The sequence below is a fragment of the Paraburkholderia phenazinium genome, assembly GCF_900142845.1.
Lineage (GTDB): Bacteria > Pseudomonadota > Gammaproteobacteria > Burkholderiales > Burkholderiaceae > Paraburkholderia > Paraburkholderia phenazinium_A.
The window spans coordinates 446,947-473,129 of sequence record NZ_FSRU01000001.1 but is presented as its reverse complement, the minus strand read 5'-3'; the positions used below and the strand labels follow the sequence as shown (position 1 = coordinate 473,129).

Sequence of the window (26,183 nt, the reverse complement as noted above, 5' to 3'; positions counted from 1 at the left end):
TGCCTAAGGAAGCCGAATCATGACCCAACAAAAGCCTCATAGTCCAGCCGCGGTGGAAGTCCCCGTCAGCGATCAACTGATCGACGGCATTCTCGAGAAAGCGGTGCAGGTGGCACAGCGAAATGTCGAGCGGTTTGCCAAGCTCGCCACACTTGCGCGGGCCATTGAGCAATGCAATTCGTCTCCGGCCACGCGTGCGAAACTGCTCTTCACGTTCGACGAAATTGCCAGCAATGCTGAGTCAGATGCGAAACTCGACGCAGAGTTGTTCGAAGGCTTGCGAAACGGGCAAGTCTTGAAACAGGAATTACGTCGCGAGCACGGGCAACGCGCTGAGTCGTTTCCTGATGTATCGATTGCCGCGCTACCTACGACGACAAAGCACTGACCCGTTTGGCCGATGCGGTCTTGCTCGATATGGCCGCGCGCGCACGTTTGCCAGGCTTGCCCGCAGGCTCGTCTTCCGGTACGGAAGCGAGCGTGGCCGCGAACATATTCGCATCGCCTCGCGCGTGGCCCGCGTACTCATCACTCAGACGAGCCATGACAGCGGCAACCTTGCGGTGATCAGCCGTTCCGGCCGGGTCTGTTTCAACCGCCTTCGTCAACAGTCTCGCCAACGCGCGCAAATCGGCAAACTGATCCGCACAGCGCTTGCTGGCTTCTACGGCGGTGCGTCCGATGCGCATGACCTGGGGATGCACGGAGGAAATAATAGGTTCGTTCATGGCGCGACTCCCAACTGGTACTCGAAATCGCCCGACACTCGATAACAGATGGGTGAGCGGGCACGTAACGAGGTTGGAAGACCGGGACAGTAGCAAACCGGCGAGCCTCGCGGCTCCCTCGCCACGGCCCGCCCATTGAAAATACGCGCGCAGAGGCAGACACACGAATCTGCTTGCGCAGACGGTGTGGTTACTGTCATCAGGCTTCCAAACCCGACCGTCGCTGTTTCGACGGTAGTCCTAATTATAAAGAACGGATCGTGCTTCGGGTAGTCCGTGTGAGCGGACTATGCCAATCGGTCTACCAGTAACGATAACGGCCCATATAAGGGCCGTTAACTTTCTTTCTCCAACGCGTCACAGCAACGGTGCCGTCTACATTGCCTTCTTGAACGGCGCGCCCGAATGTTCGCGCAATTCATTGAACACGATCCTAGGCCACGCCTTCTGCGCGACTTCAATTTCGGAAACGTGCGAGGCCAGATAAGTCGGCGCATTCGACGCATCGAACGCGATCCGCGCCGAATACGCGTCAGTGAAGCGACGCAATTCAGCCGCGTCGTCGCAGGTCACCCAGCGCGACATCCGATAGCGCGCCGGCGCCATCCGCACGTCCACCTTGTACTCGGTGGACAGCCGGTGCGACACCACTTCGAACTGCAGTTGCCCCACGGCGCCGAGAATCATCAGGCCACCGACCACCGGCCGAAACACCTGAATCGCACCTTCTTCGCCGAGTTGCTTGAGCGCTTCGCCAAGCTGCTTGGCGCGCATCGGGTCCACGACTTCGACCGTCTGAAAAATTTCCGGCGCAAAGAACGGCAAGCCCACAAACTGCAGCGTCTCGCCTTCGGTCAGCGTATCGCCAAGGCTCAACGTGCCGTGATTCGGAATACCGATGATATCGCCCGGATACGCCTCGCTCACCGTCTCGCGGCGTTGCGACAGGAACGTCACGACGTTATTGGCGCGGAACGTCTTGTTCGAGCGCGTCACCTTCAACGCCATACCGCGCTCGAAATGCCCCGAGCACACGCGAATGAACGCCACGCGGTCGCGGTGCGCCAGATCCATGTTGGCCTGCACCTTGAACACCACGCCCGTGAACTTCGGTTCATCCGGCTCCACGGACCGCTGGACCGCCATACGCGCCGATGGCGGCGGCGCCAGATCGACCAGCGCGTCGAGAATTTCCTTCACACCGAAGTTGTTGATAGCCGAGCCGAACAGCACCGGCGATTGCTGACCGGCGAGGAATTGCTCGCGGTCGAAATCAGGCGACGCGCCGGTGATCAGATCGATCTCTTCTTTCGCCTTGACCCAGCTATGGCCGAAGCGGCGTTCGCCCTCCTCGTCGCTGAGCGCATGCAGCGTTTCGACCTCGCCGCCCGCTTTATCCTGCCCGGCGCGGAACAGGCGGACCTGGTCGCGCTGGAGGTCGTAGACACCCTGGAATTCCTTGCCCATGCCGATCGGCCAGGTGAACGGCACCGCCGCCACACCCAGATGCTGTTCGATCTCGTCGAGCAGTTCGAGCGGCTCGCGCACTTCGCGGTCGAGCTTGTTGATGAAGGTGACGATCGGCGTCTTGCGGCTGCGGCAGACCTCGAGCAGTTTCAGCGTCTGCGCTTCGACGCCGTTGGCGCCGTCGATCACCATCACGGCGGCGTCGACCGCCGTCAGCACACGATAGGTGTCTTCGGAGAAGTCTTCGTGGCCCGGCGTGTCGAGCAGATTGATGACGGCGTCGCCGTACTCGAACTGCATGACCGAGCTGGCCACCGAAATGCCCCGTTGCTTTTCGATCTCCATCCAGTCCGAGGTCGCGTAGCGATTGCTCTTGCGGCCCTTCACGGTACCGGCGATCTGGATCGCGCCCGAGAACAGCAGCAGCTTTTCAGTGAGCGTGGTCTTGCCCGCGTCCGGGTGGGAAATGACCGCGAACGTGCGGCGGCGTTTGAGTTCGGAGACTGACATCGGATCGGGCGGTCACGGATAAAGGTTCGGGCGGTCTTCAGGAGCTTGTGGCTCCTGCTCCCGTCACGTCTGGCGCGGCGGGCGGCGGCGAGCTGCAGAGGTCAGGTCCGGAAACCCGCCTGGCAAAGCAAACGCGCCGCTTCGCAAGCCGGTTGCGAACGAACGTTTTCAAAAAACGGGATTGGCCGGCGCAGAACAGCGCAGGGAACGAATGATACACGTCATGGGGACGGACGGAGGGAAATGGGGTTTGGGGGGAAGATACAGCGGGGACTTTAACGTCGCCCGCCAACGCACCAAAACCCAGAAGCCGACCGCCCCGACCGTATCACTGATACGACATCGTGAACGTGGCCAGACCATTCACTGTTCCGGCACTCAACTTGCCTTCCGTCCGGACGTACCGCGCGGTAAGCGGAATATTCATTGGGCCGCCCGCTGCCGTGCCCACCAACCATTGATTTGTGCTGCCCTGCGCCGACGAGTCAGGCCCGTAAGCAATCGGTCCCGACTTATTGAGGATCTGCAAACCGACGCCGGTCGCAGTCGAACCTGGCGCCAGATTCAGGGTCGTCGATCGATTGGAGATATCCACCGCATCAGTTAGTGTCATGCTTACCAGTGTGCCAGCGGAACAGTAAATCCCCAGGTTCAATGGCGTGCTGCCAGCAGTCGCACCTATGCTCGTCAAAGCCGTCACCGAAATCGCCGGCATGGGCACTTGAACCGCGGTCGTCGTCACGTTACACGTCGGTCCGTTGATCGCTGTGCCAACCGTGACGTTCTGGGTTTGCACCACGGTATCAACGCAACTTCCCGAAAATGTCACGGTCATGCTAGGGATTGTGACGAGCACGCCAGCGCCGACCGGGCCTGTAACCACCAGACGGGCTAGGGTGTAATGGGCACTACCACCCGCTGGAGACGACAGCGTCTGGGTAAGCGGCGCTGTCGACCATGAACCGTTCCATCCGCTGGTGATCATCCATTGCACTCCGATGCCGGGCACATTCGTCTGGTAGACATTCGGACTCCCGGGAACCAGTGTACCGTTCACCGTAACGGCTTTTTGAACCATACAATTCGCGCCTGTGGCACTTATCCCCACAACCTGTGACACATCCGCTACCAACGAATTAACCGTCGCATTCGACGCCACGGAGACCGTTGACGGAAAAACCAGGTCTGGAAGGACTGCCGCGCCGGTACCCAAGTGCACGTTGCCGGCTAGCGCCCCCATCGACGCGAACATCAACGCGAGGGCGCCAAGCGCCCGTGCCTTGCGCATGGCAAAGCCGATCGCAAGTTCTGCAATGTGCAACAACACCAGGTTAGAAACTTCTATCTCGTCGTTCATCTCGATTTTTCCCACTATCAGTTTGCGTTGTGAGTGGCCAATGGGGCGTTCGGCCGAATTCCGTCAGCCGACACGTCAGGCATATAACAGAGAAACTGGAATGCGTCGGGCGCAATTGTTTTTACCGTCGAACCCACAGTGGCATTTACGGGGACCGAAATCGTACCCGCGTTCAGTACCATGTTTAGTGGACCGGGGTCACAGCTTAGGTTTGCGTGCGCAGAGAAAGAAAGCGGCCCCACGAACAACACGAATGCCAGGCGCGCAATGAAACGCATCAGCGAAGAGCCCGATTGGCCCTTGCAAATCGGGTCAATGTTTTGGCCTTGACCAGTCAACTCACAGCGGAATATCCGATTCAACATCATGTCCACCTATTTAATTGAAGCTACATGTTCGCCGCCCACGCAATGCCCTTCAAACAATTGATAAGCCGCCGTGGCCTTCCCGTTCTGCTTCGGCAACACATAATCAATCCGGCACTGCTCAGATCCAGCCTCACCCCACTTCACAAACAGCGAGCCCTTATCTTCAAGCCCGCGCGCAAAGATCCGGCTGTCCTGCGCGACCACGCCCACCGTGCGCCCGTTCGCGTCCACCACATCCACGCCAAACGGCAGCGCGTTATCACCAAGCTGCGGCGCACGAATCAACGCTGCACGACCGCTGACTGTCTTGTACTTCAGCATCACCACCGAACCCAGCCGCGGCGCAGCCTGCTCTGAAGTCGATTCAAACTCGACGTCCGTAGAAGTCCCCTTCGGATCGATATCCACGGTGTTCATGCCATAAGGTGTCAAATACGGCACTACCGCGTAACCATGGCTATTCACCTTCACGCCTGGCGAGCTCGACACGCTCGCCCCTTCCGCGCCCTGCGCATCGTAAGCGGCTCGTCCTCACCGTCGTAGACGGTTGCTGCGATACACAGCAAAGTGATGTCCATCATTTTCGATTTGATGGACACCACTTTGTCAGAGTCTCCAGAGAAGAAGCATGGAAGTCGAGCAGGCCGTCCGAATTACCCACGGGAGCTTCGGGACCGGCTGGCGGCAGCAGCGTGTGAGCCGGGCGTCTCGGTCGCGAGACTGGCCCGTGAGAATGGCATCAACGCGAACATGCTGTACACCTGGCGGCGGCGATATCTCGCCGAGCAGCAAGCTCCGTCTACCAGCCTCCTCCCGGTCGTACTGCTGAGTGACGCGCTGACGCAGGTCGTTGCGTCATCTTCGGGGGTTCCGCAAGCGCCAGATATGAAGCCGGCGTCTCCTGGGGGCACGATCGAGATCCGCATCGGCCGTGCGATGGTTAAGGTAGACGGCCTGGTCGACGCTGACATGCTGCGTACCGTGCTGGGCAGTCTGCGATCATGATCTCTCTGCCGGTTGGTACGCGCATCTGGATCGCTGCAGGCGTGACCGATATGCGATGTGGGTTCCAGGGACTGGCCGCAAAGGTACAAACGGCGCTTGAAGAGAATCCGCTGGGAGGCAACGTCTACATCTTCCGGGGCCGCCGGGGCGACCTCGTAAAAATCCTCTGGGCAACGGAGGACGGAATCTGGCTTCTCGCGAAGCGGCTTGAGCGGGGCCGTTTTATCTGGCCCCAGGCCGACGGCGGGAAGGTCCATCTGAGTTCAGCACAACTGTCAATGCTTCTCGAGGGCATCGATTGGCGACAGCCCCGTCGTACCGCCGCGTTATCGATGTTGTAAACCGCGCCGCGGACTCGTAAACTACGGCGTATGTCGAACGGCGCCGATCTTCCAGACGATGTCGAATTGTTGAAGGCCTTGCTGGTCGAGGCCCGTAGTCTGCTTGCTGAACGCGATGTCGAGATCGAGCAGCTTAAGGCGCAGATCGACAAACTTCGACGCATGCAGTTCGGCCGCAAGTCCGAACAGTTGCAGCGGCAGATCGAGACCCTCGAGACCCAACTCGAGGATCTGGCCGCCGGACGCGGCGTTGCAGACGTGGAGCGAGCGCAAGCTCGAGGCGCAAACGCTTCCTCCTCCAATGCAACGATGGACGAAGCGGCTTCGAGGCAAGCGCTGGCTGCGCACCTCGCGCGTGTGGATCATGTGCTCGAGCCCGAATCGAGTTGCCCGGACTGCGGTCAACAGATGCAGGTGCTCGGTGAGGACGTGTCCGAGCAACTCGCCCGGGTCGCAGCGGCGTTCAAAGTCGTTCGCACGATCCGGCGCAAATTCGTTTGCCCATGCTGCAGCACCATCAGGCAGCCACCCATGCCCGGCCTTCCGATCGAGCGGAGCATCGCCCATCCAAGCTTGCTGGCGGATATCCTCGTTTCGAAATACGCAGACCACCAGCCGTTGTATCGGCAATCGGCGATCGCGGCGCGCGACGGCGTGACGCTCGACCGGGCCAGCATGGGTCGCTGGGTCGGCCAATGCGAAGCGTTGTGCGCGCCGCTGATTGAGGCGCTGCGCCGCTATACGGTGTCGGCCGCCAAGCTGCATGCGGACGACACACCGATCCCGGTGCTCTCACCGGGCAACAGGAAGACCCGCACCGGTCGGCTATGGGTCTATGTGCGCGACGATCGTCGCTCGGGGTCGACGCAACCCGCTGCGGTATGGTTCGCATACTCGCCGAACAGACAGGGCATCCACCCTCAGACTCATCTCGCCGGCTTCAGGGGGACCCTGCAAGCGGACGCTTACGCGGGCTTCGATGAGCTGTTCCTGGGTGGCTCTGTACTGGAAGCGGCATGTCATGCTCACGCGAGGAGAAAGTTCTACGACATCCACGTGCGCACGCCGTCCGACACGACGCAAAAAGCGCTTGAATACATTGGCGCGCTATACGACATCGAGGCCTCCATTCGCGGCAAGCCTGCGGCCGAACGGCTACAAATACGGCAGGAGAAAGCCAGGCCACTGCTTCAAATCTATGAAGCGTGGCTCAAGGCCAGGCTCGAAACATTGTCGTCGAAGTCCGACACTGCCAAGGCGATCAACTACTCGCTTAACCAGTGGCGCGCCCTGACGCTATATTGCGAAGACGGCACGCTCGAGATCGACAATAACATCGCGGAAAACGCGTTGCGTTGTGTAAGCCTGGGTCGGAAGAATTTCCTGTTTGCCGGTTCCGACAGCGGTGGTGAACGTGCTGCTGCGATGTACTCATTGATTGGCACGTGCGCCCTCAACGACATTGATCCGCGCGCTTACCTGAACTATGTGCTAGCTCACATCGCTGACCATAAAATCAATCGCATCGACGAGCTTCTGCCGTGGCGCGTGGCCGACAAGCTGCACACGCCAGCCAGTCCGCCGACACCCGCTACCTGACAGTCCAAGTCCGGATCACCATCATGCCTCACGTGCACGCGCGTGGACGAACGGCCCACGTGAGCCGCTTACTGCGCATCGACGACGCCGAACGTATCGCCCACCGTCTGCGAGAACGTCACACCGCCCGGATGCGCGACCACGGACCCGCTAATGCCAGCCGACACCTGGTTCGAACCGGAACCCGCGCTGGCCGACGCCGTCATCTGCGCATATGGCGCGCGATACACGCCGCTCACACCCGCGTTCGAAGCACTACCCGTGCTGGCGGCGTTATAAGTGCCGTAAGCGTTGTACGAGTACTGGTTGCTATCGCCCAGCGATCCGCTCAGGTTGGCTTGCATATTCGCAGCGCCGGCGGTGCTGGACAGATTGGTCGACAGCAAAGGTGCATGCTGGTTGTGGCCGAGCGGAATCGTCGCGCTAACCATGAACTGGTCCGACATATCGCCGTCCGAGTTGCGCGTGCGCCCCGCTGTGACGCTGTAGGTGCCGAACTTGAAACTGTTGGTGTAGCCGGCCTGGTAGAACGTGTCGCTGCCACTACGGTTCCAGTACTGTTGCGACGATGCGCTCAGGAACACCGTGCCGTGATCCTTGAAGTTCTGATTCACCGTCAGTTGCAGCCGGTTACGCTGGCGATACACCGAGTTGATGTCGCCGGCATGCATCGCCTCGTCGCGCACAGATGCCGCGTCGGACAGACTCAGGAAACCGGCGGTCGAGTAACGGTAAGCGGCTACCGAGATGTTGGTATCGGTCGGGTCGATGAACTTGCTATAGCCAATGCGCAAGCTGGTGCCGCGCATCGACTCCTGCCCGGGTACTTGCGTCTGTGCGCCGGTCACGTCGGCGGAAAATGCGCCGTACTTCGTGTTGAGCGCAGCGCCGATATCCGCCGCCACATAGCCGTTCGCCGCCACGCCGCCGCCGTAAGCCGTCACCGTGTTGGTGAGGCCGCGTTGCAGCGTGAACTGCGCGAAGGCCGGTTTCGTTTGGAGGGAATCGTCGCGCAACTGCCCCGCCGTCACCGAAAAACGCGTGGTACCGGGGCGCAGCGATTGTGCGACCGAAGCGTAGGGCACCGTAAAGTTTTCGGTGCGGCCGTCGGCTTCGGTCACCGTCACGTCGAGGTTGCCGCCGTATCCCGTGGCATACAGGTCCTTGATTTCGAACGGGCCTGGAGACACGTTCGTTTCATAGATCACCTGACCGTTTTGCCGGATCGTCACCCGCGCGTTCGATTGCGCAGTGCCCCGCACAACCGGCGCGTAACCGCGCAACGATTCGGGCAGCATGCGGTCGTCGGTGGCGATCTGCACACCACGGAACGCCACGCTGTCGAACACGTCGCCCGTGGTGTTGGCGTCACCCAGGGTCACCTGCGACTTGAGTTTGGTCACATCGTGCTTAGTTTACATTTGACTAAAATGTAAACATGTTGTGATAGCTTCCGTTTTACTGAAACGGAAACAACCTGTGATGGTTTGCGTTTTAGAACACTCCGCCATAACCAGGCACAGACATTCACCCCAGACCTAATGCCGCGGGCCGGTGAGGCATGTCTCAACAAAGGTAGCCTTGGGACGGGCAAGCACGGCACACGAGCACGCGAGGCAACACGCAACAATCGCGAGCGGCGTAATCAAGCGGATTCACTAAGTCTCAAGCTATCCAATCCCGCAGCCGGCATCGGCTTCCTCGCCGAAGCAGCCGGAACCCTTCACTCATGCAAAGCGCAGCCGTCCGCCTAGAGCACGGTTTGCCGGCGACACCAAGCGCAGCGTCGACGGCTGACTATTAGCGCCACACAATTATCGGCTGCGGGAATGGACGGCACGCCGCACAAATCCTACGCGTCGGATTTGAACTCCTTCCATTGTGCACGGGGCAGGCCGGCAAAGCCGGCGCGTCAGACGTTCGAGTTTGTGACACTGGAACCGCCCGGAGGGCGGCTGTCCACGCCCTCGTGGTGTGGGCAGCAGAGTTGTGCAACCGGGATACCGCCCCATAGATTCTTTTTGTCTTATTTCAGAGCTTTTACAACTTTACGCCGTGGCTTCTGAGCCGGGTCCCTTTCTGCCTTCGCCTTAGGTCCCGATTTCAAGGGCTTGGGCGACTCATCGTGTACCGTCAGCAAGCTGGCTTCGTCAATCCCCAGCGCTTCCGCCAAGGCAACGAGGCTATCGAGCCGCACGTTCGCGAGTCCACGCTCGATTTGACTGAGCGCCGTCCGATGCAAACCGGCACGGCCCGCGAGTTCGTCTTGGGACATGCTTTGCCTGCCACGGAACAATTTCAGATTGTTCGCGACTCGTTCTCGGATTGACGCTTGGCGCGCAATTGTATGTTCTGCCATATGGGCCAGGAGCATCACTCATTGCAGTGTGAAAATCTACAGTTTGTAAACTGACAGTCTTTAAACTGGCAGTCTTTACACTACATAACTTTGGCTTTAGACTCTGCTTAACTTGACATTTGGAGCGCTGTGCAACGCTGTGAGGAATACGGCCGGCTTGTCCGGCTGGGAGAAGCGTCATGTAAGGGTAAACGCAACAGATACTGGTATAGCCAGAAAAGGCATAGTCGCTGCCGTTCGGCGCTATACGCATAGCTCGCCCATCACATCTAACCTAGAAATCCGAATCGGTTTGCAAGCGGTGTTTGCGCCTCGGATACAAGACGAAGGTCATTCCGGTGAACGAACGTCACACAGGGAGTCGCGCGAAGGAACTCGACAGTCGGCCAGTTAGCCCGGAACTGCGTCCTGCGCTTGCTACTGATAAGCAACAGCAGTTGTTCTCGCGTTATCCGTTGTTTTTCCGCGCAGTACGCTACCCGGAGGCATACCCGTCGAACCTTGCGTTTTTTGGTATCCAATGCGGTCTTGGGTGGTATCCGCTTATCGAAGCAGCTGCGCAAGAGATAGAGGCGGAGCTTCGCTCAATGTGGTGCGACCAAGCTCCGAGTATCGAGAACATGGCATCGCTGGACTACCACCTGCTGAGGGACGAGAGTGCCGTGTTTCCGGTCATTCCATTTTGCGTTGACATTCGCGAAACAGAAGGAAAACTAAGGATGCCGATACTCACTGGTTACTTATGCGATGAGGAAGCGTGGCCTCGCATTGTTGAGTCTGCACAAAAAGCGATGCGCCTAGCCCGTGGGGTCTGCGAGCGTTGCGGAAGGCCAGGGACGCTAAGGGAAATCTACTGGCATCACGTCTACTGCGATGAATGCCTTGCGCCCTTGAACTTCGAGAATCCCGTGCAGCCCGTAGAGACATGACGAAGGCGAACGGAGGTGCCATAGGCAATGCTCGACTGCACTGTGCGTACTTATGAGATTGGCTCAATTTTTTGGCTGGAGGCAGGTAATGCCGTCGACATTGACCACGCGTGCTCCAACATGAAGTGGCTAACCCGATTCGCTTCGTCGCAGAAGAATATCGATTGTGTTGCGACATGGCTCGGCGGGGCCATCGCGTTACTCGGCGTGGTCCTCGTTCTTGTGATGCTGGTCCCCAGTTTTTTCAGATGAACACAACCGCCGTGATTCTGACGATTTGCAGAGGAAGAAATGGTAGGAACTTTGCTCTGGCGCGCTATCCAAGCACCCTCCTGCGCGGTAACGACGAGCGACACGGCATCCGAATCAACCGAGACAAGAGATGAAGCTGCTCAACCCTCTTTCAGAATGGCTCCTCCCCGCTTCGCCTCACCACAGAAGAAGTTGCCCGAGTCGCGATTTGGCTAGCCGGGACCGGTTCAGTCTTTGCATTGTGTCCGCTGTCGCATTCGTCGTCTACACACTACTCCGATGAGAGGCACATGAACGTCATGGAAGCAGCCAGGTTCCTTTTCGTAAGTCGTCCGCACGTGCGGGTACTCCTTGAGCGTGGCGCTCTAACCGGCGCTCCCACTGAGAACAGCGACTACGAAATCGACGACGCTTCAGTTGCGAAATATGCCGCGGATAGGAGGCTCGCTGCCAGAGAGTATTTCGATTCGCAATCTGAAGATAGCGACCCTCTTGGTCTGTAGAGCTCTTCGCAAGCTTCCGGCATATTCATCGCGCATCGGCGGTCGCGTCAAAGGCTTCATCCAATCGAACAGGACCGCGCGCGGTGTGTTGTAAAAGCAGTCCATACCGCCACCGAGGAAAGTCATGAAATGGCTGTTTCGCTTCGCTGAGTCACAGAAGAATGTCGATTTCGTGGTCGAGTGGGTCGGCCGGATAGCTCTCGTGCTCGGACTGATAGTTGGCTTCATTTTTGTGGTCTCAATCATCCGGAAATGACTTTCGTCACTTGCGGCGCACGGGTGATTTCTACCAAGGAGTTCAGATGACAGCCTATGACGAGGATGTAAGCGCGTGGGCATTTGAACAAGCCCGATTTCTGCGGGAACGTCGTTTCGACCGGCTGGACACCGAGCACGTTGCCGACGAGATTGACGATGTCGCTAAGGCGGAACTGCGTGAGTTCACTAAACAGGTGTCGGTTCTGCTTGCCTATTTGCTTGTGTGGCACTACTTGCCAGATGAGCGCACTGGCAGTCGTTCGGCAATGATTGAGGCTCGACGGTTAGGAGTTGCCGAAATTCTGGACGACTCTCCGAGTCTGCGTGCGCGGATTGATGAGCCCCGAACGTTCCAGTTTATATGGGCAGACGCACTCGCTCAGGCGACGACTGAAAACGAACACGATTCGTTCCCATCGGAATGTCCTTGGGCAATCAACGATGTTCTTTCCGAGAGCTGGTTGCCAGCCAACGCCTCGAAGCTTCTCCACGTGGACCTGAGGGTCCTGGCGTTCAACATGGACGCTACGTATATACGCGTTGGCGGAAAAAGTGGTGCTCGCATCCGCTACCACCGAATTAATGTTGGGCGACCCACCAAATGCCTTAACGATAAAGCGGGGGCGATAATTTCGCGTATGGCACTGATGATTTGCATGCTCGCGCCCGATGTGGTGGATACGATTCTCACCATACCATCTGGGACGCTCGGACGTTTGGTCAAAGCGAAGGTCCGTCGCGCACGAGCACCGAAACACACCCGAGGATTGGTCAAGCGTCGTCCGGCAAGTACTGTCTTTTGTATCTGGGACAATCAGCGCTGATGGGCCAATCCGCTCCAATACAGAATATCAACTCATCGTGAAACTTGCGATATCGACGAAGGAGGCGAAGTGACCCAAGTCTTTGCATGGGGCTATGTGGGGTGGATGACGCAGCGGGCCTCGGGATATTCGTTGTCGGGATACATCGACGGCCGGGAATTTGACATTATCACGGACCTGCCGCAAGAGGCCGAGAGGGCATTCGCTCGCGCAGCACGCTCGGCGTGGTTGCACCGCAAAGTTCGGGCCCTCCGGGGCTTACCCGCTCGGGAGTCTCCGCCAATCAACTCCCTAGATACCTACCGTGAACTCTCTCTCAAAACGATTGTAGCGGCGGTCGTCACCGCGTTATGGAACCGCGTGTTCCGGTGACCGACTAAAAATCAATCAGATGAAAGTCGAAAATTCACGCGTGCGCGACCGCGTCACGCTCAGCCCCCGGGTAACTGCCAGCGCATGATTGAATCGCGCATCGAGTTCACCTTCTGTGCAAACCAGTTTATCGAGGCGGTTGAGCAGTCTCTCCGCCAACGTGCCGGAAGTTCTTGGACCTTGAGACGTTTGAGTTCGACGCAGAACGGGCGTCACGCGCGTCCTTGCTAATAGTCTCGAACTGGGCAGCAAAATCGGGATGCCGTTCATTCAGCCAGCGAGACACGTGCTCATTGTTCACAAGCGTTGCCACGTACGCAACAGAGACCGTGAGATGTAGGTGCTCTATACCGTATCTCTCATCAGTTTGAGCCACCGTGGCTTGGAGCGTAGCCAGTTCCCGTTCGAGTTTGGCGAGCTGCGTCATGACCTCGTTTTCCGATTTCTTTCGTGTGCCTTGATTCTCTTCGAGTTGCTCCGGCGGAGTCGCTGCCACAATGGCACGCGCGAAAGCCGAAGTGAAATTTCCCTGACCGCACATAAGCTCCACTGCTTGCAACTGCCGCAGCGGCCTCATTCGCTTCAATGTATTGAAAGTCGTCGCTGGACAGGCTTTGTCTGCCAGCAGGGTCGCCGCCTCGCGACATATCCCGTCCAGCAGTTCCGCCCGGCGCTTGACAGTACCGATGTCGATTCCCAGTACCAGGGCAATCCGCTCCCTTGGAACGCCACGTTCGATTGCTTTGGCAATCATGCGTGCGTCCTGTGCCGGTGTCAGCCGGCTTATATGCTTGTTGTACGTGTACGCCTCATCATCGGTCGCGACAAGACACAAGACCTCTGTGGAACTCAGGCGACGAACAGCTTCCACCCGCAACCGACCATCGAGAATCCGGAACTTGCTTTCGTCATCTGCGATGCGCGCCACAATCACTGGTTCGACAAGACCAACAGTAGAGATGGAAGCCAGAATCTGCAGGAACTTCTTGCTCGATATGACATTGTGAGGCAGCGGCCGTGATGAAACCAACGCATCCAGCTGTAGCATTATCGGCTGGCGCTCAAATGCGGCCCTGAGGGGCTGTCCTGTTAACTGGACCATGGTTGTGCCTCCGCCCTTATTCGCTGGTCGAGCACGCGAGGAAGTGTCGTGAGTCCCTCCCGTTCGAGAAGGCCGATGAAGCCTTCTTCGCGCATCAACTGACGCAGGGCATGAACGATGAACAGCAACTGCGCGTGAGTCACCTCGACTTTCTTTGCAAGCACCCTTTGCCTGTCACTTTCCCGCACATACAGACGACGTAGCTGCTCCGGAGCCAGTTCACGGGCCCGAGGAGCGCCGGGTCCCTTAAAAGCAGGCAGCAACTTTCCTCCTGACCTGCTGCGACGGACAAGCAGCTTACGGACGACGGAAAGCTGTCGCCCTTTCAACGTGCCGTCTTCGTAAGCATCAACCAGTGCAGATTGCACCTCTGTGTCATCGGTGCGCGCGATTTGCATGGCGATAGCTATGGGGATGCTCCCGGACTCAACGGCTGTTATAAGCCGCTCTTCCCCACGGTCAAGGAGAAACATCAGGCTTCCCATATATGCGACAGACAAGCCTACCTTGTCTGCAATGAGATTGTCCGTGTACCCGAACGTACTGAGGCTTTGAATGTCCTTAAGTAATTCCATGGTGGAATGGTTCCGTCTCGCGATATTTTCGACGAGGCTTTTAACGAGACACTCATCTTCAGCGCTGTCGATGACGTGCGCGGGAATGGTGTCATGGCCGAGAGCCTGAACAGCCTCGAGTCGTCCCTGACCGCAAACCAGGTCAAACACAGCCGTATCGCCGGAGCACGCCCGATGGCTTACGGTTATCGGCTTCTTCAATCCCACCGCCGCGATGCTGTCGACCAGTGCCTGCTTTTGACGCCTGCTGCGGGTCCGGGGATTAAGCACTCGAATCTGGCGAATCTGGATATCTGAGATTGGAATGAGGGGATTGGCTTCCATCGAGTGCCTCCATGCGAGTCCGCGCTGTCAGTTCAAACAGAATCCTCTCATCGGAAAACCGGAACATTTCGAAAGGTTCGCTACTGCCGCTGCGGATTGACAGCGAGAAATCGTAACCGGGCACCAAACTGCCTCGGGGAAAAATATAAAAATCGATTGGAGTCTCAAACGCGGAGTCCAACCTCAAGACGACCAAAAGGTCGGGCGACGAGTAGGTTGGCCAGCGCACTCTCCAGCGCGGGCCACGGCGGTCATAGTGAAGAATCGGGCGCACAGCGAATCTGATAACCAGTTCATCATCTACCCGAATGGTAGTTTCGTCCGCGGAAATGTCCACGCGATGGCCAAGAGCCGTAAGTGCAGAGGTAGTCTTTCCAATGCACTCCTGCTGGGCGGCTCGTGACGCCCGAAAGACTTCAGGTCCTCCCATGTGATAGCTTGGCTCGTATCCGACTAGTGCGTACGCGTTCTTGATGCAGCCGAATCGTACGGAGTAGGTCTTTCCTGCTGGTAGTGTCCGGGCATTGTCGATTTCCTTGACGCTGACAACGTCCGCAGAGCGCACGAAGTCACCCAGTCTTTTCAGAATCTCGTCGTCGCTGAGGTTTTGTGTTCGGTTCGTCCGGATTCTCTCAGCTGCATCGAACGTCGCGTGGTCAACGACAGGAGGAAACGCGCCCTCTGAACGAGCCCACTCGGATGGGGGATTCCTATGCCAGTTGGCATCGAGCTTCTTGGATGTCCTAGCGTAGAGATTGGTCCCGGCATATTTTTCGCCGCTCAGAATGCCGGTAATGTTCTGTGGATTCCACGGTCGACCATATGCATTGCACATCCCGAACGCGTTTAGCCTGTCCGCAATCCGTCTGCACCCAACTCCCTGACTAACGTACCAATCATAGATGCGACGAACGAGCGCCACTTCGCGTTCGTCACCGGGCGTCACGATTACTCTGTCTGTCTGGATGCTTTTGTGCTCCCGATGACGCAGAGGACCTTTGATATTCCCGTCCGAGTCAACCAGTACGCGTTGCAGGCCATATCCTGGAGCCGCACCTTGCCAAAAACCTCGCTCAGCAAGTTTGTACTGGCCGATGAAAACCTTTTGGGATAGCTCACGACTGTATTCCCCGGCCATCGCACGCTTGAGCGTTTTCATCAACGTCGCCACAGCGCCGCCGTCGTGTGAGAAGATTTCTGCGCAATACACCACCTGTACGCCGGCCTGCCGGCACAGGTATTCGTAGTGGGCGCTCTCATCGACGTCCTGAAAGCGGCCCCAACGACTGACGTCGTACACAAGCACCAGGCTGAAGGCATGTGTAGGAGCCTGTGCATCCTGAAGTAGCTGGAGCAGACCAGGTCTGCCTTTGAGTGTCACACCGCTTTTTCCTGCGTCTTCATAGGTAGCGATGATGGATATTCCCTGCATTGCGGCGAACTCAGCGATGGCCAGCTTCTGGTTTTCGGTTGAGTACTGCTGGTAGTCCGTGGACATCCGCACATACTGCGCTGCGAGCCTGCCAGCAAGGGAGGTCAATATTCCATCCGCTTGCGGCATTTCCGTCTCCCGTCTGGCGCGGTAATTAGTGATAGCTCGATGTTCGCCCAAGTCAAGGACGATAGATGTCAGCGCCCCAGCGTTTCAGTTAGGGTCCCAACCGCGTGGCCCACCGGTGCTCCAAGTGAACTAGAAAAGAGAATTCACGCGTCGGTTATGCCCCTAATGTGCCTGCCGCGTATGTGGTTACAGACATGAAGTTGAGCTCGGCTGGACGGTTGAGAGCGTGCGGAGTGAAAAAACGCGAACATGATTCGCGAACTCCGCGCGCTTCCGCGACATAACGTGCTCCTCTCGTGTCCGGATGTATCATTCCCACTGAGCCTATTGAATGCGCTAAAGCGTGACGAATCCACTCAACCTTGACCTTCGGGCACGCGCCGAACTGCTTGCCTATCTTGTTTCGTCGCATTTGCTGGCAAAACAACTAACCGGCGAATGGCTCTCGCACGGTCACGTCGTGGAGTCCACGACCTTATGGTTAAACACAAACGGTGGGAACGCCGATATTCTCGAGCGGGTCATGCTGTCGAGTCGGGCCTTGGAACTAGCTCGACAGTTGGAGACGGAACCATTGCCTGTCTTTTCGAGACAGATGATTTGCACGCTGTTTTGCGAGAACCTGAGGCTGGACTTCCGTTCGGAAACAGCGCGGACCATCTACCAGCACTGCCTGACCTATCTTGTTGGTACGCGGTAGTTCTAACGGGCTTGGGCACCTGCTGTCGGGCGCCTACCTGATTTATTCTTGTGAGGTGCTGCAGGACTAGCAGCCGGCGAGTACGGAAGTTTCATTGGGCGCCTTGGCTCAATTGCGAAGTCCGCCGCCTTCGCCAGGCGGTCAAGCACGGCGGCAGACTCCGGATGGCGCGAGTGGAGCCAGGTTGTCACCACTTCGTTCCGCATCCAACCCCGCACGTAACAGGCTGCAAGCGCCAAATGAAACAGGTCATCGTCGTAGTGCGAACGCAGTTCTGCCGCCTCGAGTTGCATCTGAATGAGCCCCTGTTCCATCCTGGCCAGTCGGCGTGCTGAATCGGGGTGAGACTGCCGCCCCCGAGCATCATCGCCCCTCTTACTTGATGGCGTCGCTGCCAATAGGGCTCGAGCGAAATTTCCGCTGAGGTTGTCCACTGCGACCATAGTCCGGGCAGATGTAACCTGACGCGCCGGAACCATCCTCGCAAGCGCTGCGACTGTCCGTTTGGGAAGCGTTTCCCCGACGAACAGCGCGAACGCTTCCGCACAAATTTCTGGCGGTCTTTCGCACCCGGGCGGAGCCTTTGAACGACGTATGAATCTCGCAGGTCGAGCTTTCGTCATCAACGCCGCTCCACGAGCCGCTGACGAACGAGCTTCGGTATCGAGGTGAACCCCTCGGCACGTAGTAGCGCAACGAAGGCTGGGTCTGAAAGCAGCTTCAGCAGGACCTTCGTCGTCAGAGCCATCTCGCACTGCATCGCCCGCATATGCCTGATTGCAGTCCGCTGACGCGCACGCTCGAGCTTGAGAACTTTTTTGGCCTTTCCCTCTGCAGTCGCTCTTCCACTGGCACGACGAGGTTCAGGTTGGCGCTCTGCTGGTTTTGACGCGCCATCTTGCCGGCGCAGGTTTGGCTCAATTCCGGAGGAACCGATGCCTGGTCGACGCGGGCGCATCAAGAGACTCTCCCGCAGGACACCGTGCTTCCCAACACCTCAAGGGGTACGTTCTCAGCGATGTCAAGCAGGGGTGTCAGGTTTGGATGCAGATACGCTTTGAAATGTGTCTGGCCGTGCCGGTGGATTACCGTGTATGCCCCCGGAACGAGGCTTCCACGCGGGAAGATGTGAAAGTCGAGCAGCTCCGTATTCGCGCGCTCTATGCGCCCATATACAAGAAAATCTACGGGGAAACAGTCCGGCCAGCGCGCGACCCAGTAGGGGACGCTGCCGCCGATAAGCCACGGACTGCGCACAACAAGATTCAGCCTTAACGAGCCGTCGACACACATGGTATTTGTGTGCTTTTCGTACCGCACCTCGTGGCCAAGATTCCGCAAGACGTCGATGGTCACTTCGGCGACCCGCTTCTCCATGCGGCGTTCGACACAGCGGTTTTCCGAGCGGGCTGGGTCCAGATTCGGTGCGTAGCCTATAGCCTTGTATGCCTCGTTCAGGCTTCCAAACTCGCGCATTATCTGCTCGACGGAAGGCGCGCCACGGTAATGTCTCAGTGTTGCCTGATTGAGTTTGCCGACTCGTTTGATGATTTTGTGCAGACCGTCGGTAATCTCGTCCCTCGTGGGTCTGCGTCGGGCTCGTTCCATTTTCTGCTGAACGGCTGTGAAGATGCGTTTGTCGACGACAGCCTCAAACGCTCCGGGGACACGAATCCATTCCTGCGTTGGAACCCGTTCCCACGGGCTGGTCAACTTGGAAGTAGTGCGACTGTACACATTGGTACCGATGTACATTTCGTTGCGGAGGATGTTCAGAATGTTCTGCCCTTGCCACGGTCGCCCGGAGCCGTTGCAAATCCCAAAATCATTTAAGCGCGTTGCTATTGCGGCCGCCGAGATTGGCTGCGTTGCGTACCACTCATAGATTTTCCGAACCACCGCAGCTTCGCCACTGACCGCCGGGGCGATGACAACGCGGTCGGTCTGAATACTTTTGTACTCATATCTGGCGAGGGAGTGCCGGACGTTGCGGTCTGCGTCGAGAAGGATGCGGCGTAATCCGTAACCCGGTGGACCACCCGTATGAAAGCCGCGTTCGACATTGAGGCAGTGCCCCAGGAAAACTTTGCGTGACATTTCCCGACTGAACTCTGCGGCCATCGCACGTTTCAGCGCCTTCAATATCGACGTCGCTGGACTTCCGTCGTTCTCAAAAGGCTCTGCGACGTATACAACGTTGATTCCGGCGCGTCTGCAGGCATATTCATAAAATGCGGCCTCGTCCACGTCCTGAAATCTCCCCCAACGGCTGACGTCGTACACAAGCACAGTGGCGAATTTGCGCTTCGGGTTATCAACGTCCAATAACAACTGGATGAGCGCCGGACGCTCTCGCAAGGTCAAACCACTTATGCCAGCGTCTTCGTACATACTGACGATGCGGATGTGATGGGCAAGCGCATAGGCTGCGATAGCCTGTCTCTGAAAAACGGAGGAATATTCCTGGTGGTCCGTAGACATGCGGATATACTGCGCGGCCCTGATGGGCACGGATGAACTTGCTTTGCAACGCGGTGCAGAACGCATGTGAAGTGTCCGATAGCAGCACACGTCAGTGATAGAGCTTTTGCATCGGAAGTCAAGGGGAGTAGCGACATGAAGGCCACGTCGCGGACCAGACCCGGCGTCGGTTGTACTGCAGCATGTCGTTACGCCCTTTGAAGCTTTGGAAAACTCGACAAGCCGTGGGGGTTTGGCTTTTCGCAGACCTGCGAATCGCTCTCACACCAGCTGCCTGCCGATAGCGGCCTTCGCAGTTCCAAGAGATTCTTGACTGTCGGTTGTCCCAGACTTTCCAGTCGGAGGCTTCCGCACGAATGCGAGACGGGACAGTGAGTTGCCCGTGCCATCGCCATCTGTTCCCAAGTACGTCCGCCGTGTCATGATTTCAGGAGGAAGACTATTAGGACACTCGAACGGCCCATCGAGCGAAGAAGGTCGAGGTGACGAATGACGTTGGTCCAGCGGATGGCCGTTCATCTCCTCGACGCATTGGACTCCCGCGATGTCGGGCCAAGAGTTGTGAGTTCTGAAACCGAATATTTCGCTGCAGACGGGATTCCGAGAAGACCCGGGATGAGGTAGGTGTTTCAAATCACACGTCTCGTTACACACAAACACACTGGTAATCTGCGCTCCAAATATAGTGCGTTCACTACTGACAAGTGAGGCACGTATGAAACGAATCTTTGCGCTGATGCTGATGGCTGCATGTCTCGGGACCGCGTTGAGCGGCTGCATCGTTGTGCCTGGAGGTGGCGGCTACTATCACCACTATTAACCGTGGCTGACTAGCTGCCGCTCAACTGCTCAACCATGCGCATCAAAAGAAGAAAACATGCGAAGCTCAAGCATTCGATGATTCGCGATGAGGCTGGGCTTTGATGTGCGGGACGCCGAACTCTTGTTTCAGCGAACGTTGGACCCAACGGGTCCAGCCGAAGACAAGCGGTTCAAGATTTGCCCTTGAGAGTGAATGGGGCTAACAGTGACTGCACGTCAATCTGCTGTCCTCGAAGCAAAAGCAATCTCGCATGGAGCACCGTGTTTTCCAAAACGAGCTTGGCGGTACTCAGTAGGTACAGCGCGTGGATGTCGGAGACCGACATATCTTTTTCGACCAGCTGATGGCGTTCTACAAGCGAGCTCATCACCAGGCGCCTCAGTTCCTGCTCCCCGAATGGCAAGTCGGCGAAGTCGATTGGGTCATCGGCTTCAACTTCCCGCAGCATGTCCACAAGCGCTTCTGTGCTCACTTGCATGTCGGCTCCACGTTGTCTGTAAGGACCAGCATCGCCAAAACAGGTCTCGCGCTCTCAGACTACCGGTTCCAGATGCGACCGTCCAGTCTGAGCGGTCCAAATCACGCCGTCGTCCTTAAGCCGCCGGCCGGCCTGCACGGTTCGTACGGCCTCGCGTCTCAACCGGCGCAACCGTGGTATGTTCGCGTGCGTCAGGTGCACGCGAAAGAAACGCTAACCACAGCAGGTGACAAAACACCACCTCGGGCGGTCACGCGCCCGGAGTAGTGAGTGATTGCCACTGTTTGACGAGCTCAAAGTCCTTGCGAAACCAAGGTCCGCGAAACACACCTAAACCCATCCGGTGAACACGGCTAGCGTACTCGCCCATCAACCAGAAGTGACGGATTGCAACGAACGTCATGACTGCCTCGAAATCGACTGACGGAACAGGCTCAACGCTGCGATAGCCGTTCACGAAATACCCCCACTTGGTCTCAACTTCTTCATCCGGCCTTTCAAGCTGTCGACCTAACAAGTTGTTCCAAAGACAAACGGCCAGGTCATAGGCTAGATAGCCGGGGCCACCATCGTCGAAGTCGAAAAATGAGGCCACTCGCGCTCCGTCGGGGCCGTCGGTCATATGCGTGTTCCACCCGTGGCAATCACCGTGGCATGCGACGCGGCTGAGGTCATTGAGTGTTGCTATGCTTCCTTCAAGGCTGAGCGCAATCGAGCTCAGCATCTCGCGAACTTCCTCGTGCAAGTCTCTTATCGCCAGCAGCCGCGTTAGTGGGCGGCGCAGAAGATGGTCAAAATCGAGCTGATAGTTGCTCGGAGGCCCCTTGTAGTCTCGCGAAAGGATATGAATGCGCGCCAGTTCCGCGCCCATCGCCGTGATATCTGCGGGCTCATCGCCTAGTGGCTTGCCGGAAAGAAAATCAAAGACGGCCAGGGAACGCGGCCCTTCAGGCGCCAGAACCTCTACGCTTAAAGCACCGCCTTTAGCGACCCAAGGGGCAGCGACAGTTGCTCCAGCGCGTTTCAGGTGCTGGAGCAGAGCCGTCTCGTAGTCGACGTTCGGCACACCTCGTTCTAGCCGAGAGCTCAGGCGCGCAACACAGCGTTGACCGTCAGCCAGAACGACCTCATAGATGTCGTTAAAGCCTGCTTGCAACAAAGTGCAATCGACGACTGGCCCGATTTCAAAGTTTTGCTCAAGCACTTCGCGAATCTCGTCGCCCCCGATGGTCGAATAGACTGCCCGAATCGGGTTTGAACCATCTGTCTGGGTGGTCAGCATCGTCGATATCCCTCATGAAAGAGCAACCGCGTGAGATTATGCTCTTCCTGCTCGGCCGAAAAAATCGCTGAATCATAGTAGACCGTCGGCTCACCGCGGCTTGATGCATTTCGCATGCGACCTGAATTCGGACATGACAAAAGGTGTCACGGCGGGCCGCTGGATAGGCATAGGGGTTGCCGAAATTCTGGACGACTCTCCGAGCCTGCGCGCCAGGATTGATGAGCCCCAAACGTTCCAGTTGATATGGGTAGACGCGCTCGTTCAGGCGGCAACCGATAGTGGGCGAGATTGGTTTCCACCGGAATGTCCTTGGCCAATCGACTATGTTCTTTCTGAGGGATGGTTGCCAGCCAACGCCTCGAAGCTTCGTCACGTGGACCTAAGGGCCTTGGCGTTCAACATCGATGCTACGTATATACGCGTTGGTGGAAAAAGTGGTGCTCGCATCCGCTACCGGTACGGTCAAGTCCGCGTTTGACAGCATCGCAGAAGCCGCCTTGCGTAGAGAGAGCATCCGCGACGGGTTAGAAAGCATCGCTCAGGCGTTCGGAACAAAACTTGCGCTCCGCTCAACAGTGGCAACGAGGTCCTCTCCCGTCTCCGGAACGGGTATTCGACGCAGAGTCTGCCGAACTATCGACATTCAATAAGTGCGCGGACCGCCAATTGTGCATGCCGTTTAGCGAGCGCACAGCCGACATAGTCGCCGAAGGGAATGACGTCTCAGATTGAAATTGGAGAAAGTCGACTTAGCTAGGGATGGGTGAATTGTTGGATGACGCCGAGGGCGTGTACCGTGCGTCGCCAGAAGAATGAGTTGGGCGACACTGAACGCGTCGCGGTGCGCAGACCTTGCCCGCTCTTCGTGCTTGGCCCGGGCGTTGAAAAGCTATCTCCGCCGCGCACGTCGCAAGGCGTCCGCAGTCAGTTGCTCGGCGTTGTAGTCACCCATTGCAGCATTCCAGAGTGCCGCACCTGCTTCAACTAAAGACTCCCAGTCTTCAGGCGGAATCTTGCCATCAAGGTCTGAGAGAACACGAGCCAGCTTGACCATGGCCCGAAGCGAGTCTGTTTCGTTTTCTGTTGAGAACGCACACATTATTGCAAGCGCCATTGCTGGTTCCATGTGCGTCTCGATATCGGGTGTGATGCGCGTCCACTGCGCATTGAAAAAGTCAAAAGGAGTTACCCGCTGGGGTACCCCGGGAGGCAGCCGATTTGCTAGCTGCTTAAAGATTCAGGATAGAGCGTTGGAAATGATTTTCCAAACTTTGCATAGGGTCGCTGTGCAATCTGGAAGAGGGGTAATCTGGTCGCCTTTGGTTTGCAAACCCTTGTACCTACGACATAGAAGCGAGCACCCTTCACGTATCTTCTGACTTGCTGCATCGACGCCAGACTTTCGCGACCAGAGGGTCTGCATAGTTGACCGTCATCGCGTCGGTGAAAAGCCGAGCAGGCTGGATATCCTCGCCACTCTTCACATCGGCTTCGAGCACTGTTTTGGCAACAGTCTGCGCTTCTATTGCAATTGTGAGTCTCTCGAACCAGCTGGCGTGACACGCGTTGCGCGCAAGCCATATGCGTGCGGATTCAACAAGCGATTCGGGTGTCGGACCCTTGGTAAGTGGCAAAGGAGGCCTTTTGACAGGCTTGCCTGCGGCGACTTTTGCCCAATGGCCCGCAGGCGGAACTGGTATGTCGAGGCCGATGCATATGTTTCGAAGACCAACGTCGGAAATTTGATACCGCTTCGCTACCTTGCTGACGGGCTCCGACCAGATTTCCTCGTAAAGCCTCTCGCGCTCGAAATCTTGATGTGTGGTTGGCATGTCGGTCACTCGATGGATTCACCGAAGGGCTCGCCCCGCGACGCGGCCCGGTAAGTACGAGGGAGAAACGGCGGCTCGCACCGCAAATAAGGTTCCGGCGGGGGAGCGAGACCATGGCGTCCGCGCTGACGTTTCGCTGCGTATGGTGAACACAGCACTGTCATGCGCGGACGATACGCAGTTCGTTCCATGCTCCAGGACCCGCCACCGCCGGCGAACAGGCGAGTGAGGTTTGCAGATTCCCAATGTGTCTGGAGGCTCAAGTATTTCCATCGTTGCGTCGATGTCGCGTGAGCGTTAGTAGACTGCCTGTATCGGGCTTGAACCATCCATCTGAGTGGTCAGCATCGTCGATATCCTAACAGCGTGAGATTATGCTCTTCCCGTTCGGCCGAAAAAATCGCCGATTCATGTCATGACGGTGCTCTCAATCGTGACTTGATGCAACTCGCATCGCCCTGTAAGTTAGGGTGGCTTAACTAAACGTCTTCACGCTCTGGTATAACGTTTATTGCTAATATTCAGGCGACGAGGAACACAGAATGCCGATTCCACAAGATGACCGACCACTGAAAGTTAGGTTGCGCGAACATGGAAGAATTGAAAACGGCAGACTTATGTTTGAAGTCGCGAAGGAGGTCAAGAAGCGAATGGGCGACAGCTCGGAGGACGCTTCCAACATTGCGTCGCAGATTCCACTTGACTCAATAATGAGACGAGAAGTGCCACTGATTAGCGCTTATGACGACGTCGATGAAGAACACCTGAAGCTGCTAGCTGGGGAACGTGACTATCAGGAGTTTCTTCTTGGCGTAGCTAAAAAACGACCAGACTTTAGACCTGGACTAGTCGTCATCCGTCCTGGCGCCTTGATAGGCGCGGTAATTGGGACCATGGCAAGCGTGAGAGACTCGTCGTCCTGGGTAACGCGCGCGATGTATGTCACTGCAATCCTCGTTGCTCTCGGAAGCTATATTCGAGCAACAACTGTAAAGCTTTCAACTCAAGAAGGACAGGTTGCGCTAACGCTTTATATGTTGACTGCGAACGATTCAAAAAAATCGATTCCCGTAGCCGACTTGTTGCGTTCTCTGAATGTGCAACTCGCTGACTACAACATGCCCCCCGTGCAGGACTCCCTATTACGCGAACACTTGACTAACCTAAGCATTCTCGGCATCACTCGACATGATGCGGCATTAGACTCTGTATCCCTCCAAGAAAAGATGATTGAAGTCTGACGGGTTTCGTTCTTTTACCACCGGTTGCCGCCGTCGCCCTTCAACCCGGCTTGGCATCTAGCTGCGGCATGTTACGCCTTCGCACTGTTCCAGCGTAACGCGCCTTTCGCTTCTTTGAGGGCGACCGCGGCGGAGCGCATCGAAGATTGACAGCAGGAGTCGGTCACTTCGTGACCGACGTTGGTGGGCGGCCGAGCGGGACAGCCACACAAATAGGTAGAGGCTGAGCTCATCCCGTCACGTAGACGCGCGCAAAGAGGAAGACCGAGTTGGTTGGTATTTCGGGGATGCGATTTATGCCTTTTGAATGGACTCGTAACACTGCGTATTCGGGTGAATGCGACGGAATCCCGAAAGAAGATTTTCCGATGATGGTGCTTTGGTACGGCGGACTGCAGTCTCAGCTGGAGGGGAAAACGCGCCGAGTGCGGGTTGCGTTTCAGCGGATGGACTCTGAAAACTCGAAGCCGTTTTTCTGTGATGTCGCGTTCAGCCATCGGGATGCGCTTCAGCTAGGTTCAGTCTGGCAGCGCCGCCGCCGTGTAGGCGAAGCCAGTCTTGAACTGCGGCAGCCGACATCGGCACTCGCGGTGCTCGGACTGATAGTCGGCTTCGTTTTTTTGGTCGCAATCATCAGGAGATGACCTTTCGTTAACTGCGCGCGGCGTTTGTGGGCAGGATTTCAGGCATACTTATCGCTCGCCGGCGGTAATGACGAGCAAAAAAAAGAACTAAATCGCGAGAGACCCACAATGAACATCAACTTCCACTATTGCGCCGTGTACGCCAAGGAGCACCTTGGCGGTTTGCTTCCCCCGGATGCGTTGAAGCTGCGGCATTTTAAAGTCCGTGCTGAGCACAAAGCGCTGAATCGCAAGCATCGTCACTAATCAATAGATTAGAGCATAA

At 57.2% G+C, this 26,183-nt stretch carries 25 protein-coding genes; 10 read left to right on the top strand and 15 right to left on the bottom strand.

Annotated elements, in window-relative coordinates:
- Positions 1-19 precede the first annotated feature (19 nt).
- Positions 20-388, top strand: a complete 369-nt coding sequence (locus BUS12_RS02140; protein WP_074294026.1) for a hypothetical protein — start codon at positions 20-22, stop codon at positions 386-388.
- Here the strand turns inward: BUS12_RS02140 and BUS12_RS02135 are convergent.
- The 4 genes from BUS12_RS02135 to BUS12_RS39750 form a co-directional block, all read right to left on the bottom strand.
- On the bottom strand, positions 369-728 hold the full coding sequence (locus tag BUS12_RS02135) for a hypothetical protein (protein ID WP_143788238.1): 360 nt from the start codon (positions 726-728) through the stop codon (positions 369-371). The genes BUS12_RS02140 and BUS12_RS02135 overlap by 20 nt on opposite strands.
- A 375-nt stretch (positions 729-1,103) precedes the next feature.
- A complete protein-coding gene (locus BUS12_RS02130; protein WP_074294024.1) occupies positions 1,104-2,705 on the bottom strand; it encodes a peptide chain release factor 3 in 1,602 nt (533 codons plus the stop codon).
- 328 nt (positions 2,706-3,033) lie between these two features.
- Complete coding sequence (locus tag BUS12_RS02125) at positions 3,034-4,062, bottom strand: fimbrial protein (protein WP_074294023.1); 1,029 nt, start codon at positions 4,060-4,062, stop codon at positions 3,034-3,036.
- Between the two features lie 374 nt (positions 4,063-4,436).
- Positions 4,437-4,901, bottom strand: a complete 465-nt coding sequence (locus BUS12_RS39750; RefSeq protein WP_437123852.1) for a FimD/PapC C-terminal domain-containing protein — start codon at positions 4,899-4,901, stop codon at positions 4,437-4,439.
- Positions 4,902-5,000: 99 nt separating this feature from the next.
- Between BUS12_RS39750 and tnpA the strand changes: the two genes are divergently transcribed.
- Genes tnpA through tnpC form a run of 3 tightly spaced genes read left to right on the top strand, consistent with a single transcriptional unit; the run spans position 5,001 to position 7,375 of the window.
- The gene (gene tnpA / locus BUS12_RS02115; RefSeq protein WP_171991578.1) at positions 5,001-5,435 is read left to right on the top strand and encodes an IS66-like element accessory protein TnpA; all 435 of its coding nucleotides are present in this window, start codon (positions 5,001-5,003) and stop codon (positions 5,433-5,435) included.
- Entirely contained in the window at positions 5,432-5,776 is a 345-nt protein-coding gene (tnpB, locus tag BUS12_RS02110; protein ID WP_074294021.1) for an IS66 family insertion sequence element accessory protein TnpB, read from the top strand. The genes tnpA and tnpB overlap by 4 nt, the downstream gene beginning before the upstream one ends.
- Before the next feature lie 30 nt (positions 5,777-5,806).
- Positions 5,807-7,375, top strand: a complete 1,569-nt coding sequence (tnpC, locus tag BUS12_RS02105) for an IS66 family transposase (RefSeq protein ID WP_074294020.1) — start codon at positions 5,807-5,809, stop codon at positions 7,373-7,375.
- A 68-nt stretch (positions 7,376-7,443) separates the two neighbouring features.
- Here the strand turns inward: tnpC and BUS12_RS02100 are convergent, their stop codons facing one another.
- Both BUS12_RS02100 and BUS12_RS02095 read right to left on the bottom strand, forming a co-directional pair.
- Positions 7,444-8,778, bottom strand: a complete 1,335-nt coding sequence (locus BUS12_RS02100; protein WP_083640203.1) for a fimbria/pilus outer membrane usher protein — start codon at positions 8,776-8,778, stop codon at positions 7,444-7,446.
- Positions 8,779-9,401: 623 nt separating this feature from the next.
- Positions 9,402-9,650: a helix-turn-helix domain-containing protein gene (locus BUS12_RS02095; protein ID WP_253189983.1), complete on the bottom strand. Its 249-nt coding sequence runs from the start codon at positions 9,648-9,650 to the stop codon at positions 9,402-9,404.
- 2,070 nt (positions 9,651-11,720) lie between these two features.
- Between BUS12_RS02095 and BUS12_RS02075 the strand changes: the two genes are divergently transcribed.
- Positions 11,721-12,500: a DUF29 domain-containing protein gene (locus BUS12_RS02075; protein WP_074294016.1), complete on the top strand. Its 780-nt coding sequence runs from the start codon at positions 11,721-11,723 to the stop codon at positions 12,498-12,500.
- Between the two features lie 499 nt (positions 12,501-12,999).
- Here BUS12_RS02075 and BUS12_RS02065 read toward each other — a convergent pair whose 3' ends face one another.
- The 3 genes from BUS12_RS02065 to BUS12_RS02055 are packed head-to-tail and all read right to left on the bottom strand — an operon-like array spanning position 13,000 to position 16,434.
- Positions 13,000-13,974 (bottom strand): plasmid partitioning protein RepB C-terminal domain-containing protein, encoded by a 975-nt coding sequence (locus tag BUS12_RS02065; RefSeq protein WP_074294014.1) that lies wholly within the window; start codon positions 13,972-13,974, stop codon positions 13,000-13,002.
- The gene (locus tag BUS12_RS02060) at positions 13,962-14,873 is read right to left on the bottom strand and encodes a plasmid partitioning protein RepB C-terminal domain-containing protein (RefSeq protein ID WP_074294013.1); all 912 of its coding nucleotides are present in this window, start codon (positions 14,871-14,873) and stop codon (positions 13,962-13,964) included. The genes BUS12_RS02065 and BUS12_RS02060 overlap by 13 nt, the downstream gene beginning before the upstream one ends.
- Complete coding sequence (locus BUS12_RS02055) at positions 14,812-16,434, bottom strand: recombinase family protein (protein ID WP_074294012.1); 1,623 nt, start codon at positions 16,432-16,434, stop codon at positions 14,812-14,814. Before BUS12_RS02055 ends, BUS12_RS02060 begins: the two co-directional genes overlap by 62 nt.
- A 343-nt stretch (positions 16,435-16,777) precedes the next feature.
- Here BUS12_RS02055 and BUS12_RS02050 point away from each other — a divergent pair, with 343 nt between their 5' ends.
- Positions 16,778-17,134, top strand: coding sequence for a hypothetical protein (locus BUS12_RS02050; RefSeq protein ID WP_074294011.1), 357 nt, complete (start codon positions 16,778-16,780; stop codon positions 17,132-17,134).
- A 2-nt stretch (positions 17,135-17,136) separates the two neighbouring features.
- On the opposite strand, the gene BUS12_RS39740 is transcribed toward BUS12_RS02050, so the two are convergent.
- From BUS12_RS39740 to BUS12_RS02035, 4 genes are all read right to left on the bottom strand, one after another.
- Positions 17,137-17,757, bottom strand: a complete 621-nt coding sequence (locus tag BUS12_RS39740) for a plasmid partitioning protein RepB C-terminal domain-containing protein (RefSeq protein WP_367117591.1) — start codon at positions 17,755-17,757, stop codon at positions 17,137-17,139.
- Positions 17,758-18,091: 334 nt separating this feature from the next.
- Entirely contained in the window at positions 18,092-19,681 is a 1,590-nt protein-coding gene (locus BUS12_RS02045) for a recombinase family protein (protein ID WP_074294010.1), read from the bottom strand.
- Between the two features lie 926 nt (positions 19,682-20,607).
- Positions 20,608-20,916 carry a hypothetical protein gene (locus BUS12_RS02040; RefSeq protein WP_074294009.1) on the bottom strand — a complete coding sequence of 103 codons (309 nt, stop codon included), beginning with the start codon at positions 20,914-20,916 and terminating at the stop codon, positions 20,608-20,610.
- Between the two features lie 250 nt (positions 20,917-21,166).
- Positions 21,167-22,198, bottom strand: a complete 1,032-nt coding sequence (locus BUS12_RS02035) for a phosphotransferase enzyme family protein (RefSeq protein WP_074294008.1) — start codon at positions 22,196-22,198, stop codon at positions 21,167-21,169.
- A 103-nt stretch (positions 22,199-22,301) separates the two neighbouring features.
- On the opposite strand from BUS12_RS02035, the gene BUS12_RS39735 reads away from it, so the two are divergent.
- A complete protein-coding gene (locus tag BUS12_RS39735) occupies positions 22,302-22,679 on the top strand; it encodes a DUF29 family protein (RefSeq protein WP_074294007.1) in 378 nt (125 codons plus the stop codon).
- Between the two features lie 411 nt (positions 22,680-23,090).
- On the opposite strand, the gene BUS12_RS02025 is transcribed toward BUS12_RS39735, so the two are convergent.
- Entirely contained in the window at positions 23,091-23,327 is a 237-nt protein-coding gene (locus BUS12_RS02025) for a hypothetical protein (protein ID WP_143788235.1), read from the bottom strand.
- Between the two features lie 238 nt (positions 23,328-23,565).
- A complete protein-coding gene (locus tag BUS12_RS02020; RefSeq protein WP_074294005.1) occupies positions 23,566-24,033 on the bottom strand; it encodes a hypothetical protein in 468 nt (155 codons plus the stop codon).
- Positions 24,034-24,575: 542 nt separating this feature from the next.
- On the opposite strand from BUS12_RS02020, the gene BUS12_RS02015 reads away from it, so the two are divergent.
- The 3 genes from BUS12_RS02015 to BUS12_RS38645 all read left to right on the top strand — a co-directional run bounded on the left by BUS12_RS02015 (position 24,576) and on the right by BUS12_RS38645 (position 26,164).
- Complete coding sequence (locus BUS12_RS02015) at positions 24,576-25,274, top strand: hypothetical protein (protein ID WP_143788234.1); 699 nt, start codon at positions 24,576-24,578, stop codon at positions 25,272-25,274.
- A 269-nt stretch (positions 25,275-25,543) separates the two neighbouring features.
- The gene (locus tag BUS12_RS02010; protein ID WP_143788233.1) at positions 25,544-25,918 is read left to right on the top strand and encodes a hypothetical protein; all 375 of its coding nucleotides are present in this window, start codon (positions 25,544-25,546) and stop codon (positions 25,916-25,918) included.
- Positions 25,919-26,026: 108 nt separating this feature from the next.
- Entirely contained in the window at positions 26,027-26,164 is a 138-nt protein-coding gene (locus BUS12_RS38645; RefSeq protein WP_171991576.1) for a hypothetical protein, read from the top strand.
- The last annotated feature ends 19 nt before the right edge of the window (positions 26,165-26,183 follow it).